Raw genomic sequence first — 17,552 nt, forward strand, 5'->3', positions numbered from 1 at the left:
AAGGTATTTCCGCTTTTTAATTATTCAGTTGTAACACATGTATTGTAATCCTACAATGTCAAGAGCTAATAAAAAATCTTTTCTTTATCAACGGTTTATGGTATAGTATAAGTGCCACACAATCAAATATCGCAAATTCGTTTAAGGGAATTCATTTTGGTAAAAAGTGTATTCTCTCTTTACTCATACCCTTAAACGGAGCGAGATTGTGTGGCAACAATGGGAGATGCATTTTTTCGGTGCGTCTTCTGTTGGAGGCGCACTTTTTTATTGCCCATATATTACTTGATTGAGAGGGATATACATTGGGAACGAATAATACGAATAAAAATAATAAAGGTTCAACAGATGTTATCGGTGTCATAAGTGCACTTGCTGGTTTGGCAACCGCGGCAACACCTTTGGTGGCAAATGCTATCAATAATGCAAAGAATAAATCTTCTGAAAAAACAGAAGAAAAGATTAAGATACCAGAATTATATCATAAAGGATTTCCAATAGATCTGGAACAAGCAGTGAGGATGTTAGAGGATTGTGGACTAAAAAGTTCTACAAGCAAACTAACCATAAAGGAAGCAAATCCACGATATAAGGACTGTTTTGATTCTCAGGTTATAGGTTCGAACCCTAAACAAGGAACCGTCGTTAAAATCGGCTCGACAGTATGTTTAAGATACATACCAGATGAAGTTATTATTGAAAGTCAAAAAATATTTGACGAACTGCAACGCAACAAAAAAGAATCCAAGGAACGCACTAGAGAAAATCTTTCGGTTGTTGCGAAAAGGACAAAACAGAGCGTGACAAAAATCTTTAAAAGAAATAACAAAGAAAAAATAATAGGGGAGGATATGCCAAATGAGTAAAAGCGGAAAAAAGAAGAGGAGTACAGCCGGATTGATATTGGATGTAATACTCACGTTATGTACTGGTGGATTATGGTTAATCTGGATATTGATACGGTATCTCAGAAATAATAGTTAAAATTGAATATTGGTTAAGTGAGACAGAGATTCTTTAACGAGTCCCTGTCTTTTTTATTTTCATTTGGTATTTTTTTGCGCGCGAAAAAAACATAGACTGTTATGAAGAGAGAGGGTTAAAACAGCCATTCTCTCTTTTATTTTGGAGAAAGGAGGCTCATCTATGCTTGAAAGTGAATTTCAAAACAAATTGATTCAAGAGTTAAAAAGAATGTTCAAAGGCTGCATAGTTACAAAACTCGATGCCAGTCATATTCAGGGTATTCCTGATTTGTTAATTCTTTATAACGATAAATGGGCCACCTTAGAATGTAAAAAAAGTGTACGCGCCAAGAAACAACCAAATCAAGAATATTATGTTGGACGAATGAATGAGATGTCATTTTCAAGATTTATTTGTCCGGAGAATAAGGAGGAAGTGTTATATGATCTTCAACAAGCATTCCGCTCTTGAAGGGCAACACGCCTTTCTTGGTGCGAGTAAATATCATTGGATCAATTATGATGAATCCAAAGTTGCCGAGTCATATTCAAAATTTTTGGCAACTCAAAAAGGAACTGAACTTCACGATTTTGCAGCGAGATGTATTACTCTCGGTCAAAAACTTCCAAAATCACAGAAAACATTAAATATGTATGTGAATGATGCCATTGGTTTTAAAATGATTCCAGAGCAACCCCTGTTTTATTCGGAGAATTGCTTTGGTACAACCGATGCAATCGTGTTTCGAAATCGGATGCTTCGTATTCACGATTTAAAAACAGGTGTCATTCCAGCACACATGGAGCAGCTTGAAATATATGCGGCTCTTTTTTGTTTGGAGTATAAAATTAAACCGGCTGATATCGACATAGAGTTGAGAATTTATCAGAGCAATCAGATTTTATATGAAAATCCAACAGCAGAAATCATCGTTCCAATCATGGATAAAATTATTACATTTGACAAAGTAATTAACAAAATCAAAGAACAGGAGGGCTAAATTATGAATCCAATTGCGGAAGAAATTTTAATGCATTATGGAATGCCTCGCCGTTCTGGACGCTATCCATGGGGCTCTGGTGAAAATCCATATCAGCATAGTGGAGATTTTCTTAGTCGAATAGATGAGTTGAAGAGCCAGGGAATGAGTGATACGGAAATTGCAAAAGCTATGGGATTAACCACCACACAATATCGTACACAGAAATCATTGGCGAAAGATGAGAGGCGTGCACTGGATGTGGCAAGGGCGAAGTCTCTTAGGGAAGACGGACTAAGTCTAAATGAAATTGCAAAAGAGATGGGGTTTGCAAATGATTCATCTGTTCGTTCTTTACTGAATGAAAATTCCGAAGTTCGCATGAACCAGGCGAAGACCACTGCTGAATTTATCAAAAAGCAAATTGATGAAAAAGGTATGATCGATGTCGGTGCAGGTGTAGAAAGAGAACTTGGCATTTCAAAAGAGAAATTGAATGAAGCTCTCTATATGTTGGAGATGGAAGGCTATCCTGTTTATGGAGGTAGAGTGGATCAGATAACAAATCCGGGTAAAAAGACTACTCTTCGGGTAATCTGTCCTCCTGGAACAGAGCATAAAGAAATTTATGATTTTGAGAATATCAATTCTTTGAAAGATTATGTGTCCCACGATGATGGAGAAACCTTCGATCCTAAATTTGTTTATCCGAAAAGTATGGATTCTAAGCGACTTCAAATTCGCTATTCCGAAGATGGCGGTGAATTGAAAGATGGAGTTGTTGAAATTCGTAGAGGTGTTGATGATTTGTCTTTGGGAGAATCGCATTATGCACAGGTACGAATTTTGGTTGACGGAAGTCATTACATTAAAGGTATGGCGGTTTATTCCGATGACTTGCCGGATGGTGTAGATGTTGTGTTCAACACCAATAAGAAAAAAGGAACTCCTAAAATGGATGTTTTAAAACCAATCAAAGATGATCCGGATAACCCGTTTGGTTCTTTGATTAAAGAAGGCGTTAATGATCCCGACAACCCGACTTCTGTGAAAGGCGGTCAGAGCTATTACTATGATAAGAATGGTAAGAAGCAGCTTTCACTAATAAATAAGCGTGCGGAAGAAGGAGACTGGGGAGAATGGGCGGATAAACTTCCATCACAGTTCTTATCTAAACAGAGTCGAACCTTAATTAAGAAACAACTTAATCTGGCAGCAGCAGATAAGCAATCAGAATTTGATGAGATTTGTTCTTTGACTAATCCGACTGTAAAGAAAGCTCTTCTAAAATCTTTTGCTGATGATTGCGATGCAGCGGCAGTCCATTTACAAGCGGCAGCTCTTCCTCGTCAGAAGTATCAGGTTATTCTTCCTTTAACTTCTATTAAAGATAACGAAGTTTATGCTCCGAACTATAAGAATGGAGAAACTGTGGCTTTAGTTCGTTATCCGCATGGAGGAACCTTTGAGATTCCCGTTCTGACAGTAAACAACAAACAAGCTGAGGGAAGAAGAGTTCTTGGGAACACGCCGGCGGATGCCATCGGAATCAATAAAAAAGTAGCAGATAGACTTTCTGGAGCAGATTTTGATGGTGATACCGTTATGGTCATTCCATGCAACTCATCCAATAGTAGAGTGAAAATCACATCGACTCCACAGTTGAAAGGTCTTGAGGGATTCGATCCTAAAATGGCGTATGGAACAGTCAAAAAGGGTGGTGACTACTATAACGAAAGCGGTCAGAAGATTAAGATTATGAATAATACTCAGACAGAAATGGGTAAAATTTCAAATCTGATTACTGACATGACGTTAAAAGGAGCTACTCAGGATGAATTAGCAAGAGCGGTCCGCCATAGTATGGTTGTTATCGATGCCGAGAAGCATAAACTCGATTATAAAAAGAGTGAGCAAGATAATGGAATCACAGCCCTGAAGAAAAAATACCAGGCTCATGAAAATGATGATGGTTATGGTGGAGCTGCTACGTTGATTTCAAGAGCAAAGTCTGAAACCTCAGTGTTAAAAAGAAAAGGAAGTCCGATTATCGATAAAGAAACCGGTGAGCAAAGCTGGAAGACTGTTCGAGAGGAGTATGTGGATAAGAATGGGAGAACCCAGGTACGAACTCAGAAGAGTACCAAGATGGCAGAAACCAGAGATGCTCGGACACTTTCATCTGGAACTCCTCAGGAAGAGGCGTATGCGGACTATGCTAATACCATGAAGGCCCTGGCTAATCAGGCTCGTAAGGAGATGATTAGTAGTGGGAAAATAGCTTACTCCGCTTCTGCAAAACAGACTTATCAAGTTGAAGTGGACTCTCTTATGTCAAAGTTGAATGTTGCTTTAAAGAATGCCCCTAGAGAACGTCAGGCACAGACCATGGCTAATTCTATTGTGGCTGCTAAAAAGAAAGACAACCCAGACATGACAAAAGCCGAAATCAAGAAGGCTAATCAACAGGCTCTTACTGCGGCTCGTACCGCTGTTGGTGCAAAGAGAACGCCTATCGAGATTACAGATCGTGAATGGGAAGCAATTCAAGCGGGAGCTATTAGCGAGAATAAACTTACCCAGATTCTTAACAACACAAACATAGATACTGTCAGACAAAGAGCCACGCCTCGTGTGACAACAACACTAAGCCCAGCAAAAGCAAATAGAATCGCAGCCTTGAATGCTTCGGGTTATAGCACTGCTGAGATAGCAGAAGCTTTAGGTGTATCGAGTTCTACAGTGTCGAAGTATCTGAATGGAAAGGAGTGAACAAAGTAAAATGGCAAGCAAATGTATGCTTACAACTGTTGATAATCCTTTTGATCCATTTGAACAGTTCACTTCATGGTTCATGTTCGATGAGGAAAAAGGTTATCATACATGTTCGTATCTTGGAAGAATTGCGAGAACATCCGATCAACTTTCAGAAGAAGAAAATGAGTTGGAAAATGAACGAGCAATTGATGAAATTTTGAAATATGATTTTCGGAATATCTATAAAAAAGTTGTGCAAAAAACATAATCATATTGCGGTGTAATGGTATAGGGGGGGTGTCGCAAAAAATGCACCCCCTCCGTCATCGCGGCGGTCTTTGAAAATTCCCCGGGGGTATTTTTCGGAGAATGTTTTTACCTTCCGGCAGTATTTAACAGAGCTCATAAGGTTGACTAAGTAATAAGCTGTGGTTCTTTTTACTCTTTTTTCTCCTTTCGGTAAAAAAGTTGCAGTCAGCTTTGTGGGTTCTTTTAAATACTGCCAGAAAACTTTTATGAATCTATTGAAAAACACATGGGAAGGAGACAGTAAATGGCTAGAAAAGTAAAGAGTTCCGAATCGACAAGCTCTTCCAAAAAGATTCGCCCTGCTTTGACTCCGGAAGCAAGAGAACTTCAAATGATTTCTCTGGCTGTTGACTTGGCTGAAAAGCAATTACTGGAGGGGACTGCTTCTTCTCAAGTCATTACGCATTATCTGAAATTAGGATCTTCCAGAGAAAAGCTAGAACAAGAACGACTAGCAGAAGAGAATAATTTAGCCAGGGCAAAAGTGAGGGCTATTGATTCCACTGACGAAATTAAAGATCTCTATAAAGATGCCATCAATGCATTTCGTATATACAGCGGACAGGGTAACGACGATGATTAGGACATATGCAGAACTATCAAAATTGAAGACTTTTAAAGAACGATACGAGTATCTTCGTTTAGGCGGAGTTGTCGGGACAGACACTTTTGGATTTGACCGATATTTGAATCAGATTTTTTATCGGTCTACAGAATGGAAGTCAGTTCGTGATTTTGTGATTGTGAGAGATAATGGATGCGATCTTGGAATAGAAGGACATGAAATATATGGGAAAATATTGATTCATCATATGAATCCAATTTCCGTAGAGGATATTTTAAAAAGAAGCGATTTCCTTTTAAATCCCGAATATCTCATCTCAACAATTCTTACAACACATAATGCCATTCATTACGGAGACGAAAGTCTTCTCATTACAGAACCTATTGTTCGAAGCAGAAATGATACATGTCCCTGGAAACGTTGATGGAGAGGAGATTATGGAGATTATGGAAAGCGTACTTACATCAATAAAAAAAATGCTTGGTATTACAGAAGAGTATGAACACTTCGATTCAGATATTATCATGCATATCAATTCGGTGTTTATGATTTTGACTCAACTTGGCGTTGGTCCGCCATCAGGATTTTCTATTCGAGATAAAACTTCCACGTGGAAAGAATTTATTTCTGATGAAACAAAGCTACAGTTAGTAAAATCTTATATGCATATGAAAGTAAAATTGCTATTTGATCCCCCTTTGAGTTCTGCGGTAATAGCCTCAATGGAAAAGATGATTGCTGAAGCGGAATGGCGATTAAATGTAGCAGCGGAAACTGATATCGAAAAATCGGAAGATCATGAATCATACGATGGTGAATACAAGATAACACCGAAAGCGTTCGATTCTCAGACATTGGATACAGAAAATAAGATTCTTGAGCGAAACATTGTGATAACAGAAGTCCCATATTATGAAACCGGAAACGAAGCAAATGGAATAACATCTTACATTGCAAAGGAGGGAAATTCAAAATGAGTGATGAAGAAATGCTGCAACATTATGGAATCCTCGGAATGAAATGGGGAGTTCGTAGGACACCAGCACAGCTTACAAGAGCGAATGGGAGAGCTGGTAAAACGGAAAGTTCTGATGAAATAAAAAAGATGTCTGATTCAGAACTTCGTTCAAAGATTAACCGTCTCCAGATGGAAAAGCAGTACAAGCAGCTAACCAGTTCAGAAATTTCAGTTGGAAGAAAATTTGTTCAGGATGTTCTGACAAATGCTGCAAAGCAGACCGCTACCAATTATGTATCAAAATACATGACGAAAGGTATTGATGCGGCTATTAAGAAAGCAACAGGCAAGTAGGTGATTTAATTATTATGGCATTATCAAACACAGCCGTTCCCAAATACTACGGCATGTTTCGAGATGCCGTAATAAGAGGGGAGATACCCGTTTGCAAAGAAATCTCTATGGAGATGAATCGAGTTGATGATTTAATAGCTAATCCAGGTATTTATTACGACGATCAAGCGGTCGAGGGATGGATTGCTTATTGTGAATCGGAACTGACATTGACGGATGGTTCTGACTTGAATCTGCTTGATTCGTTTAAATTATGGGGAGAGCAGGTTTATGGATGGTATTACTTTGTTGAGAGGAGCGTATGGGAGCCAAGTTCCGATGGGCATGGTGGGCGTTATGTAAATAAAAGGATTAAGCAGCGATTGATAAAAAAGCAATATCTTATTGTGGGGCGTGGTGCTGCAAAATCTTTGTATGACACATGTATTCAGTCATATGGATTAAACATTGATCCTTCTACAACACATCAAGTTACAACTGCGCCTACAATGAAACAGGCTGATGAAGTAATGTCGCCATTCCGTACAGCAATTACTCGATCACGAGGTCCTTTATTCCGGTTCCTCACAGAAGGTTCTTTGCAGAATACAACCGGTTCTAAAGCGAAGCGAATGAAGCTTGCTTCTACCAAAAAAGGTATTGAGAATTTTCTCACTGGTTCGCTTTTGGAAGTAAGACCGATGTCCATAGCAAAGCTTCAGGGATTACGTCCTAAAATTTCCACAGTGGACGAGTGGTTATCAGGAGACACGAGAGAAGATGTTGTTGGTGCTCTTGAACAAGGTGCATCGAAGCTGGATGACTACATTATCGTTGCTACGAGTTCTGAGGGAACTGTAAGAAACGGAGCAGGCGATACCATCAAAATGGAGTTACTAGACATCCTCAAAGGGGAGTATGTTAATCCACATGTGTCTATTTGGTGGTATAAATTGGATTCCATTGATGAAGTTGGAAATCCAGATATGTGGTTGAAGGCGAACCCCAATATCGGTAAAACAGTAAGCTATGAAACATATCAGCTTGATGTGGAGAGAGCTGAAAAATCTCCCGCCGCGAGAAACGATATTTTGGCAAAAAGATTTGGTTTACCGATGGAAGGTTATACCTATTATTTTACATATGAAGAAACACTTCTTCATAAAAAGAGAAGTTATTGGCAGATGCCGTGTTCTTTGGGCATTGATCTATCACAAGGTGATGACTTCTGTGCTTTTACATTTTTATTTCCATTATCAAATGGTTCTTTTGGAATCAAAACCAGAAACTACATTTCTTCATCAACTCTGATGAAACTTCCAGCAGCAATGAGAATTAAATACGATCAGTTTATGGAAGAAGGGAGCTTGATTGTTCTTGAAGGCACCGTTCTCGATATGATGGAAGTGTATGAGGACTTGGATAATCATATCACTGAATTTGGATACGATGTTCGATGTCTGGGATATGACCCGTATAACGCAAAGGAATTTATTGAGCGATGGTCTTCTGAAAACGGACCGTTTGGAATTGAAAAAGTGATACAGGGAGCTAAAACAGAATCCGTTCCATTGGGAGAGTTAAAGAAACTTTCAGAGGAGCGGATGCTTCTGTTTGATGAAGAACTTATGACTTTTGCGATGGGGAATTGTATTGTCATGGAAGACACGAATGGAAATAGAAAATTATTGAAAAAGAGATACGACGCAAAGATTGATGCCGTAGCAGCGATGATGGATGCGTTCGTTGCTTTTAAATTAAATCGAGATGCTTTTGAATAAGGAGGTGACGAATTCAAAATGGAAGTTACAATTGGTTCCAGGATTAAACATGCCTGGAACGCTTTTTTAAACAGAGATCCAACAAGTTACTATAGAGACATAGGAGTTGGATATTCATACAGACCAGATCGTCCGAGGCTTACAAGAGGTAATGAGAGATCTATTGTTACTTCTGTATATAATCGGATTGCGTTGGATTGTGCTTCAATCAGTATTCAGCATGTTCGTTTAGATGATTCGGAAAGATTTCTTGAAAAAATTTCATCGGGATTGAATGATTGTTTAAATCTATCAGCCAATATTGATCAGACTGGTAGGGCTTTTCTTCAAGATATTGTTTTGTCAATGCTTGATGAAGGATGTGTAGCGATTGTTCCGGTAGATACTGATGACGATCCGGATATTACCGGTTCGTATAAAATCGAATCGATGAGAACTGGAAAAATTATGGAATGGTTTCCGAGTCATGTTAAGGTGAGGGTCTATAACGAGCGAACAGGGTTAAAGGAAGATATTGTAGTCCCTAAAGACACAATAGCAATTATCGAAAATCCGCTTTATGCAGTTATTAACGAGCCCAATTCAACCATGCAGCGTTTGATAAGGAAGTTGAATTTGTTGGATGTTGTTGATGAGCAAAGCAGTTCGGGAAAACTTGATTTGATTATTCAGCTTCCCTATGTAATAAAAACAGAAGCAAGGCGTCAACAGGCTGAGAAGAGGCGTGTCGAGATCGAGCGTCAGTTGGCCGGTTCTAAATATGGTATCGCATATACCGACGGTACGGAACGGATCACACAGTTGAATCGTTCTGTGGAAAATAATCTAATGAAGCAGATTGAATACTTGACGAGTATGCTTTATAGCCAGTTGGGTATCACTCAGAGTATATTGGATGGTTCCGCAGACGAGAAAACCATGTTGAATTATTATAACCGTACCATCGAACCGATTATTGCAGCTATCGTTGACGAATTAAAACGTAAGTTCCTTACTAAAACAGCCAGGTCTCAAAAGCAATCGATTCTGTTCTTCCGTGACCCCTTCAAACTTGTACCAGTAGCTGATCTGTCAGAAATTGCTGACAAACTCACAAGAAATGAGATTATGACATCAAATGAAATTCGCCAGATTATTGGTATGAAACCGTCTGATGATCCAAAAGCTGATGAGCTCAAGAATAGCAATATCAGCGAGGCCAAATCTGAGCCTTCAAATGGTAGTTACGATGTCGAACCCAACGAAAGTGATGCTGGAGCCGATTATGACAGCATAGTGAACGAGCTGCTTGACGGTCTTGAAAAGGAGATTGATGAAATTATAGGAAGCTATGTTTCGGATGATGAGGAGGAGCCCTAATGGATATTAACGAACCTCTTCAACACTATGCGTCTCCTTATTACGACCCAGTGAAAACTCATGAATATTATATGAGAACCAGAGAACTCAAAGGGCGACGTTCCACAACAAAGCTTAATGATGAGGGAAAGAAAGTCTGGGCTTATACAAAAAATGAGATTTCTGGTAAGAAGAAGGAAAAGGTAAAAGAAGAACAGGAAAAACGGAAACAAAAAATTGCTGAGCTGAGAGCAAAAGCCAAGGTGACCCGAGAGCAGATCTCAGCTAAATTAAAGGAACTGAATGCTCAGCTTACCGAGGAATCTTCGTCGAGAAGGAGTAGGGTTGATTCTCGTAAAAAATCTGATTTGGAGGATATTGGAGAAGAAGCAGAAGACCAGAAAGAGCGTATCGATGAAAAGAAGAATACCGAGATTGAACGCTTAATGGCAATAGAAATTCCATCCGGGTTATCCAAAGAAGAAAGGGCAAAGCGAGTAGCGGAGCGAAATGAGAAAATCGCAAAGCTTCGTGATGATGCCAGCGAGGATAAATCTAAGGTGAGTGAGCAGGCGAAAGCTGAAAAAGAAGAGGTGAGAACTTCCGCAAGTCGTAAAAAGAAACGAATTACTGAAGACACCAAAGAAGAAAGGGCTGATAATTCTGCGAATGCTAAATCAGAAAGAGAAAAAGTTAGTGCAGAGTTAAAGGCTGCCGTTACCGCTGCAAGGGAAGCTTATAAAGCAGCAAAAGAAAATCTTGATGCCACTTATGAAGATCTTTATCAGCAAGAGTTTGATAAGATAGCTTCCGAATATAAAGCAGTAAAGAAGAGGAAACGGAGGAAGTAGAAATAGCTTTCGCACAATACTGATAGAAGGAGTGATTTTCAAAATGGAGAAATATGATTTTAGTGGCTGGGCTACTAGAAACGATCTTCTTTGTGTTGATGGTCGAACCATCAAAAAAGATGCGTTTAAAAACCAGAATGGAGAAACCGTTCCGCTGGTTTGGGGGCACACCCATTCCGATCCTAATCGCGTGCTCGGTCATGCGGTTTTGGAAAATCGTGACGAGGGTGTTTACGCTTATTGTAGTTTCAATGACAGTGAATCTGGACTTGCTGCAAAGAAATTAGTGAAGCATGGAGATGTTCGTTCACTTTCCATTTGTGCCGGTCAACTTAAACAGGCAGGAGCAAATGTAGTACATGGCGTTATTTATGAATTGAGCCTTGTTCTGGCTGGAGCTAATCCAGGCGCATTCATTGATTCTGTCATGGAGCATGGTGACGCTTCGGAAGATCGCATGATTATTGGATATGATGAGAATATTATGATTTATCATTCTGCGGATGAAAAAGAAGAGAAGTCCGAAACGCAGGAAGGTAAAACTTCTGAAGAGAAAACGGAAGAAGATGAAGAAACAGTTGAGCAGATATTTGATACGCTCAGCGAAAAGCAGAAAAATGTAATCTATGCAATGTTCGGACAGGCTTTCGGGGAACCGGATAAGCCCGAAGATAAAAACGATGATTCTAAAGGAGGAAAAACCGAAATGAAGCATAATGTGTTTGACAATGAAAAGAAAAACGAAACGGGTGGCTTTCTGGCTCATTCTGCCCAGGAGGATATTATCAAGATGGCAAAGACCAGTCAGGTTGGCACTTTCCAGACTGCACTTGAGATTTATGCAGAGCAGAATGGTTTTCAGCATGATGCGGTAAGCGGTGGATTTGTTCAGGCTGGCGAGGGTAATGTGACGGCTCTTTTCCCTGAGTATCAGGAAGTTCGTCCAGGTGCCCCTGAGCTTATTACCAATGATCAGGGCTGGATTTCCAATGTGATGAGAAAAGTACATAAGAGCCCTATTTCCAGAATCAGAACCAGCCAGACTGATATTCGTGGTATCGATTCTCTGCGTGCCAGAGGTTATAAAAAGGGTAAAGAGAAGAAACAGGCTGGAAACTTCAAATTGGTTCGCAGAACGACAGATCCGCAGACCGTTTATGTAAAGAATGCGTTACATCGTGACGATATTGTTGATATCACAGACTTTGATTATGTTAAGTATCTCTATGATATCGATCGTTTGATGCTCAACGAGGAACTGGCAATCGCAATGATGCTGGGAGACGGTCGTGAAGATGGCGACGAGGGTAAAATTGATCCGGATAAAATCAGACCTATTTGGACAGACGACGATTTGTACACCATCCATGCAGATTTAGATGTAGAAGCCGCAAAGAAAGAGCTTCAGGGAACCAATACAGGTGCAAACTTTGGTGAAAATTATATTCTCGCCGAGGCTATGATCAATGCGGTTCTGTATGCAAGAGAGAATTACAAGGGAACTGGTACACCAGATATGTATATCACACCGCATATGCTTAATGTGATGCTTTTGGCTCGTGACATGAATGGTCGCAGAATCTACTCTTCCAAGGCGGAACTTGCATCTGCTTTTAACGTTGGTGAGATTCTTACCGCTGAGCAGTTTGAGGGCAAGACCCGTAAGACGGACGACAGCAAGACCAAGAAACTGCTTGCTATCATTACGAACCTGAATGACTACTCTCTGGGTGCCACAAAGGGCGGCGAAGTTACCCACTTCACACAGTTTGATATCGACTTTAACCAGGAGAAGTCCCTTCTGGAAACCAGATGTTCCGGTGCTCTGACCAGAGTGTACTCTGCCATTGCAATCGAAGAGGATGTAACTGACCTCCCTTAATCGGCTTCTCCGTTAATCCCGAAAATGGGGAAGCCAATCTGTTCGGGAAAACAGTAGATTCGTTACAGGAGAATGTTGTTGTCGGAGAGGCTGAGATTACCGGTACGCTAAAACATGTTACCGGGTACACAGGATTCAGTAGCAATGTTTCTGAGCAAGAAGGAAACTATCTTGCTTTGAAAGTGGATTCCGATTCTCAGGATGCAGTTGTTACTGTTGAACTCGTAGGCGGAACAAAAGGACCAGTTACACTCGACGAAGACAGAAACATCGTACTCCTTATCAAGAATAAGGATACTCAGAGTATTAAGGTGACTGTAAACAATGAGGGCAACTCTTCTACAAAGACTTATAAACTTACTGGATTGACTTTAGAGGGAAAATAAAGGAGAAAATTCAAAATGGCAAAATTTTATGGAAAAATCGGCTATGCTGTGAGAATGGAAATTCGTCCGGGTGTTTGGGATGATGAAATTACTGAACGGGAATATTTTGGAGATTTGCTTCGGAATACCAGCCGGTATCAAACTTCCGATAAGCTCAATGACGACGTCAATATTTCAAACGAAATCAGTATTGTAGCCGATCCTTTTGCCTATCAGAATTTTCATGCAATGCGGTATGTCGAGTTTATGGGAGCTAAATGGAAAATTTCCAGTGTCGAAGTTCAGTATCCGCGTTTGATCTTGACAGTAGGAGGTGTGTATAATGATTGACCGACGAATCAAGTTTCATGGACTATTGTGCGAGATTTTATCTTGTCCCATAGAAGGTGAAAGATGTCGATGCTATTTTCAGCCGCCAGAATCTGTTAAGATGAGTTACCCCGCCATTGTATATAGTCTTGATGATATTGATAAGACATATGCAAACGACGGGGTATATTTATCTAAGCGAAGATATACCATTGTGGTTATCGATAAAGATCCGGATACGAACCTTGTACAGAAAGTAACGAATTTACCAATGAGCCGGTTTGACCGGCATTTCAAAAAAGATAATCTGAACCACTATATTTTTAATGTATATTTTTAAGATTGGAGGAATAATTCAATGAAACTTGTTTGGGATAAAGTTGGAGAACGGTTTTACGAAACCGGTTGTGATCATGGAGTTCTTTATCCGATTCAGACTGGTGGAAAATACAACAAGGGTGTTGCATGGAATGGTCTGAGTGCGGTGACGGAGAGTCCGTCTGGAGCAGAACCTTCGCCGATCTATGCTGATAACATCAAATATCTGAATATGATGTCGGCAGAAGATTTTGGGGGGACAATTGAAGCATATACTTATCCGGATGAATTCGCAGAATGTGACGGTTCTGTAGAGATTGCTCCAGGTGTGTTTGCGGGGCAGCAGAGTAGAAAACAGTTTGGTCTTTCTTATCGTACCATTCTGGGAAATGATGTCGATTCAGATGACTATGGTTATAAACTTCATCTGGTGTATGGATGTCTGGCTTCTCCTTCAGAGAAAGGTTATCAGACCAAAAATGACAGCCCGGAACCTATTGCACTTTCTTGGGAGTTTAGTACAACTCCTGCGGAGATTTCAAAACTGATTGAAGGAAAGAGAATCAAGCCAACAGCTATTCTTACTTTCGATTCTACCAGAGTAAATGCTAAGAATTTAGCTGAGTTGGAAGAAATTCTTTATGGTAAAGATCCGACTTCTCCAGAAGGAGATGATGGCGTTGAGCCACGACTTCCGTTACCGGATGAAGTAATCGAGATTATGTCAAAGGAAAACCCTTAATAAGCCTTTCTGTTAAGCCTGAAGACGGAAAGGCTACTTTGCTTGGAAAAGCAGTTAATGAATTACAGCGAGATGTGGTTATCGCTGATAATGAGGTGACAGGCACTCTGAAGTATATCGACGGTTATGTTGGTTTCAGTAGCAATGTTTCAGAGCAGTCAGGTAATTACTTGGCGATCAAGATAGATACAGAGCCGGTTGAAGCCAAAACAGTTGTTGAACTCGTAGGCGGAACAAAAGGACCGGTTACACTTGACGAAGACAGAAACATCGTACTCCTTATCAAGAATAAGGATACTCAGAGTATTAAGGTAACAATCACGCATGACAAGGAAAGCATTGAGAAGACTTATGGTCTTTCTGGACTGACCTTGGAAAGAGAATAAATTACAGGGAGCCTCGTATTCAATGTGCGGGGCTTCTTTTTATTTGAAAGGAGAAAAAATTATGTTGAAAAAAACTATTCCCTATATTGATCTGAACGGCGTTGAAAGAAAAGAGGATTTTTATTTTCATCTGTCAAAGCCGGAAATTGTCAAGATGCAGACAAGTGTGAAGGGCGGCTATGACGTACAGCTTAAAAGTATTGGTGCCGGTGCTGATGGCGGTCAGATTATGGAATTCTTCGAGGATCTTATTAAGAAGGCTTACGGTGTAAAGAGCGAGGATGGTCGTCGCTTTATGAAGTCTGAGGAGATTTCCAGATCCTTTATGGAATCACCTGCTTATGAGATCTTGTTTGAAGAGTTAGTTACAAACGATAAGGCAGCAGCGGATTTTGTGAACGCAGTAATGAACGTTGGTAATTCTGCTGCAACTCCGATGATTTCCACAAATACTCAGAACTAAAGGGAGGTAAGAGATGCTCCGAATCACAATACCATCCACGGAATTTTGGGATGAGGCGAAGCAAGAGTTTGTTTACACAAAGGCTCAGACCTTGCAATTGGAGCATTCTCTTGTTTCTCTTTCAAAATGGGAATCGAGATGGAATAAACCATTTCTGACAAAGCAGGAAAAAACATTAGAAGAAACCATTGACTATGTAAAATGCATGACTCTTACACAGAATGTGAAACCGGAAGTTTACAACTATCTGACAAACAGTAATATCAATGAAGTTAATCGATATATTGCTCTTCCAATGACGGCTACTCAGTTTTTTGAGGAGAAGAAAAGCCCTGGAAGCAAAGAGCAAATTACGGCTGAACTTGTTTACTATTGGATGATCGTCTTAAACATTCCGTTTGAGTGTCAGAAATGGCATCTCAATAAACTTTTTACGCTGATAAGAGTCTGTGATATAAAGAGCAGACCGCCGAAGAAACATAGCCGCAGAGAAATTATGAAACGAAATGCGGCATTAAATGCGGCTCGAAAGAAAAAATGGAACACGAAAGGGTGAGAAGATGAAGAAAGGAATTGATATTTCTTACTGGCAGGGAAAAGTAGATTTTTCTAAAGTTTCCAAAAGTGTAGAATTCGTAATTCTCAGGGAAGGATACCGGATGACAATTGACAAACGATTTTTGGAATATGTGCAAGGTTGTAAAGGAAATAGCATTCCGATTCATGGAGTTTATCATTTCTGTTACGCAACTTCCACAGTTGGAGCGGAAGAAGAAGCGGCTTCTTGTATTGCAAACATGCGGAAAGCTGGGTTGGGAAAAGATGTGATCGTATTCTTTGATTTTGAATATGACACTGTTAAGAAAGCGGCTGAGCAGGGAATTACATTAGGAAAATCAGAATGTATTGCTTTCACAAAAGCGTTCTGTTCCTATGTGGAGAGTCAGGGTTATAAAGCTGGAGTATATACAAATCTGGATTATTACCAGAATATGTATGACAAAGAAACATTGGACAAGTATATATTATGGCTTGCTGATTATACCGGTAATCCAGATGTGAAATGCACATATCAGCAATATACAAGCAGTGGTAAGGTTCCTGGTATTAACGGAAATGTAGATATGAATTACTTTTTTGGAGAAAAACAGGAGGAAGAGCAGATGAGAAAAACAGCACAAGATGTGTTGAATGTGATGCGAAGCTGGCTGGGTTATAACGAAGTAAACGGAAAATTCAGACAGATTATCGATTTATACAATTCTGTAAAACCCCTTCCGAGAGGTTACGCAGTACAGTATCATGACGAATGGTGTGATACTACAGTATCAGCAGCCGGAATCAAAGCCGAATGTTCAGATTTGATTGGACGAGAATGTGGATGCGAACAACACGTTAAGATTTTTCAGAGTATGGGAATCTGGATTGAAGACGGAACAATTGTGCCGAAACCTGGCGATATTATCCTCTATAACTGGGGTCAGTCTTATCAGCCAAATAACGGATACTCAGATCATATCGGTTTTGTAGAGAGTGTTTCTGGAGGTCAGATTACCTGTATCGAAGGAAATAAAGGAGAAGCCGTTGCAAGGCGTGTTATTTCTGTTGGAAATGGAAATATCAGGGGGTATGCAAGACCAAGATACAGCGGTGCAGGAACCACTCCAAGTAACCCGGTTACACCGCCGGCATCTGGAGACGGAAGTCTGAGCAAAAATGTAGCATGGTACGGAGTGGTAAATACAGGAACGCTGAATGTTCGCACATGGGCAGGAACAGAAAATTCACAGTTGAAATCTTATCCGACACTTTCGCAGGGAACTAAAGTTGGTGTTTGCGAAACGGTGAAGGATAAAAATGGAGATCCTTGGTATTACATTAAAATCACAGGAAATAAAGGCGAAAAATATGGTTTTGTTGCGGCAGCATATATTACAAAGCAGTCTTCCAGCAAGCCGAATGCAGATACAACCGTTTCAGATGATGGCGTAATTACCAAAACACCACAATGGGTAGGAAAGGTAATCGCTGATGTTCTTAATGTCCGCACATGGGCAGGAACGAATAATCCACTGATTAAATCATGGCCTCGACTTGGCTACGGGAATTTAGTGGATGTTTGTGATGTTGTGAATGCTCCAGATGGTTCCCGATGGTATTACATCAGAATTGATGGAAGAATCTATGGCTTTGTTCATTCGGCATATATCGAAAAGGCATAAGCAGATA

At 40.0% G+C, this 17,552-nt stretch carries 21 protein-coding genes; all 21 read left to right on the top strand.

The genetic code is table 11. From position 1 onward, the window contains the following. The first annotated feature begins 305 nt into the window (after positions 1-305). The 21 genes from LI112_RS02530 to LI112_RS02630 all read left to right on the top strand — a co-directional run bounded on the left by LI112_RS02530 (position 306) and on the right by LI112_RS02630 (position 17,545). A complete protein-coding gene (locus LI112_RS02530; RefSeq protein WP_009320565.1) occupies positions 306-866 on the top strand; it encodes a PASTA domain-containing protein in 561 nt (186 codons plus the stop codon). 280 nt (positions 867-1,146) lie between these two features. Then, positions 1,147-1,437, top strand: a complete 291-nt coding sequence (locus tag LI112_RS02535) for a hypothetical protein (RefSeq protein ID WP_004847005.1) — start codon at positions 1,147-1,149, stop codon at positions 1,435-1,437. Continuing rightward, positions 1,409-1,966: a DUF2800 domain-containing protein gene (locus LI112_RS02540; RefSeq protein WP_004847004.1), complete on the top strand. Its 558-nt coding sequence runs from the start codon at positions 1,409-1,411 to the stop codon at positions 1,964-1,966. Before LI112_RS02535 ends, LI112_RS02540 begins: the two co-directional genes overlap by 29 nt. A gap of 3 nt (positions 1,967-1,969) precedes the next feature. Further along, positions 1,970-4,717 carry a helix-turn-helix domain-containing protein gene (locus LI112_RS02545; protein WP_227190185.1) on the top strand — a complete coding sequence of 916 codons (2,748 nt, stop codon included), beginning with the start codon at positions 1,970-1,972 and terminating at the stop codon, positions 4,715-4,717. A 10-nt stretch (positions 4,718-4,727) separates the two neighbouring features. Further along, positions 4,728-4,970: a hypothetical protein gene (locus tag LI112_RS02550; RefSeq protein ID WP_009320568.1), complete on the top strand. Its 243-nt coding sequence runs from the start codon at positions 4,728-4,730 to the stop codon at positions 4,968-4,970. Between the two features lie 285 nt (positions 4,971-5,255). Beyond that, on the top strand, positions 5,256-5,594 hold the full coding sequence (locus tag LI112_RS02555) for a hypothetical protein (RefSeq protein ID WP_004847000.1): 339 nt from the start codon (positions 5,256-5,258) through the stop codon (positions 5,592-5,594). Next, a complete protein-coding gene (locus LI112_RS02560) occupies positions 5,587-6,000 on the top strand; it encodes a hypothetical protein (RefSeq protein ID WP_004846999.1) in 414 nt (137 codons plus the stop codon). The genes LI112_RS02555 and LI112_RS02560 overlap by 8 nt, the downstream gene beginning before the upstream one ends. A 13-nt stretch (positions 6,001-6,013) precedes the next feature. Beyond that, positions 6,014-6,553 carry a structural protein gene (locus LI112_RS02565; protein WP_227190186.1) on the top strand — a complete coding sequence of 180 codons (540 nt, stop codon included), beginning with the start codon at positions 6,014-6,016 and terminating at the stop codon, positions 6,551-6,553. After that, positions 6,550-6,888 (top strand): hypothetical protein, encoded by a 339-nt coding sequence (locus tag LI112_RS02570; protein ID WP_004846996.1) that lies wholly within the window; start codon positions 6,550-6,552, stop codon positions 6,886-6,888. The genes LI112_RS02565 and LI112_RS02570 overlap by 4 nt, the downstream gene beginning before the upstream one ends. 14 nt (positions 6,889-6,902) lie before the next feature. Continuing rightward, a complete protein-coding gene (locus LI112_RS02575) occupies positions 6,903-8,648 on the top strand; it encodes a terminase TerL endonuclease subunit (RefSeq protein WP_004846995.1) in 1,746 nt (581 codons plus the stop codon). An 18-nt stretch (positions 8,649-8,666) separates the two neighbouring features. Further along, the gene (locus tag LI112_RS02580; RefSeq protein WP_227190187.1) at positions 8,667-10,007 is read left to right on the top strand and encodes a phage portal protein; all 1,341 of its coding nucleotides are present in this window, start codon (positions 8,667-8,669) and stop codon (positions 10,005-10,007) included. After that, entirely contained in the window at positions 10,007-10,837 is an 831-nt protein-coding gene (locus LI112_RS02585; RefSeq protein WP_227190188.1) for a hypothetical protein, read from the top strand. Before LI112_RS02580 ends, LI112_RS02585 begins: the two co-directional genes overlap by 1 nt. Positions 10,838-10,880: 43 nt before the next feature. Next, positions 10,881-12,719, top strand: a complete 1,839-nt coding sequence (locus LI112_RS02590) for a caudovirus prohead protease (RefSeq protein ID WP_004846990.1) — start codon at positions 10,881-10,883, stop codon at positions 12,717-12,719. A 182-nt stretch (positions 12,720-12,901) separates the two neighbouring features. Next, the gene (locus LI112_RS02595; protein ID WP_227190264.1) at positions 12,902-13,105 is read left to right on the top strand and encodes a hypothetical protein; all 204 of its coding nucleotides are present in this window, start codon (positions 12,902-12,904) and stop codon (positions 13,103-13,105) included. A 15-nt stretch (positions 13,106-13,120) separates the two neighbouring features. Next, positions 13,121-13,435 (top strand): hypothetical protein, encoded by a 315-nt coding sequence (locus LI112_RS02600; protein WP_004846988.1) that lies wholly within the window; start codon positions 13,121-13,123, stop codon positions 13,433-13,435. Next, positions 13,428-13,754: a hypothetical protein gene (locus tag LI112_RS02605; RefSeq protein ID WP_004846987.1), complete on the top strand. Its 327-nt coding sequence runs from the start codon at positions 13,428-13,430 to the stop codon at positions 13,752-13,754. The genes LI112_RS02600 and LI112_RS02605 overlap by 8 nt, the downstream gene beginning before the upstream one ends. A gap of 18 nt (positions 13,755-13,772) precedes the next feature. Continuing rightward, on the top strand, positions 13,773-14,474 hold the full coding sequence (locus tag LI112_RS02610) for a hypothetical protein (protein ID WP_004846986.1): 702 nt from the start codon (positions 13,773-13,775) through the stop codon (positions 14,472-14,474). 38 nt (positions 14,475-14,512) lie between these two features. Further along, the gene (locus tag LI112_RS02615) at positions 14,513-14,860 is read left to right on the top strand and encodes a hypothetical protein (RefSeq protein WP_004846985.1); all 348 of its coding nucleotides are present in this window, start codon (positions 14,513-14,515) and stop codon (positions 14,858-14,860) included. A gap of 61 nt (positions 14,861-14,921) precedes the next feature. Further along, a complete protein-coding gene (locus LI112_RS02620) occupies positions 14,922-15,323 on the top strand; it encodes a hypothetical protein (RefSeq protein ID WP_044929587.1) in 402 nt (133 codons plus the stop codon). A 13-nt stretch (positions 15,324-15,336) separates the two neighbouring features. Then, positions 15,337-15,879, top strand: coding sequence for a hypothetical protein (locus LI112_RS02625; protein ID WP_004846982.1), 543 nt, complete (start codon positions 15,337-15,339; stop codon positions 15,877-15,879). Between the two features lie 4 nt (positions 15,880-15,883). Further along, entirely contained in the window at positions 15,884-17,545 is a 1,662-nt protein-coding gene (locus LI112_RS02630; RefSeq protein WP_227190189.1) for a GH25 family lysozyme, read from the top strand. Positions 17,546-17,552 lie beyond the last annotated feature (7 nt).

It is taken from the genome of Blautia sp. 210820-DFI.6.14 (assembly GCF_020558815.1).
Lineage (GTDB): Bacteria > Bacillota > Clostridia > Lachnospirales > Lachnospiraceae > Blautia_A > Blautia_A obeum.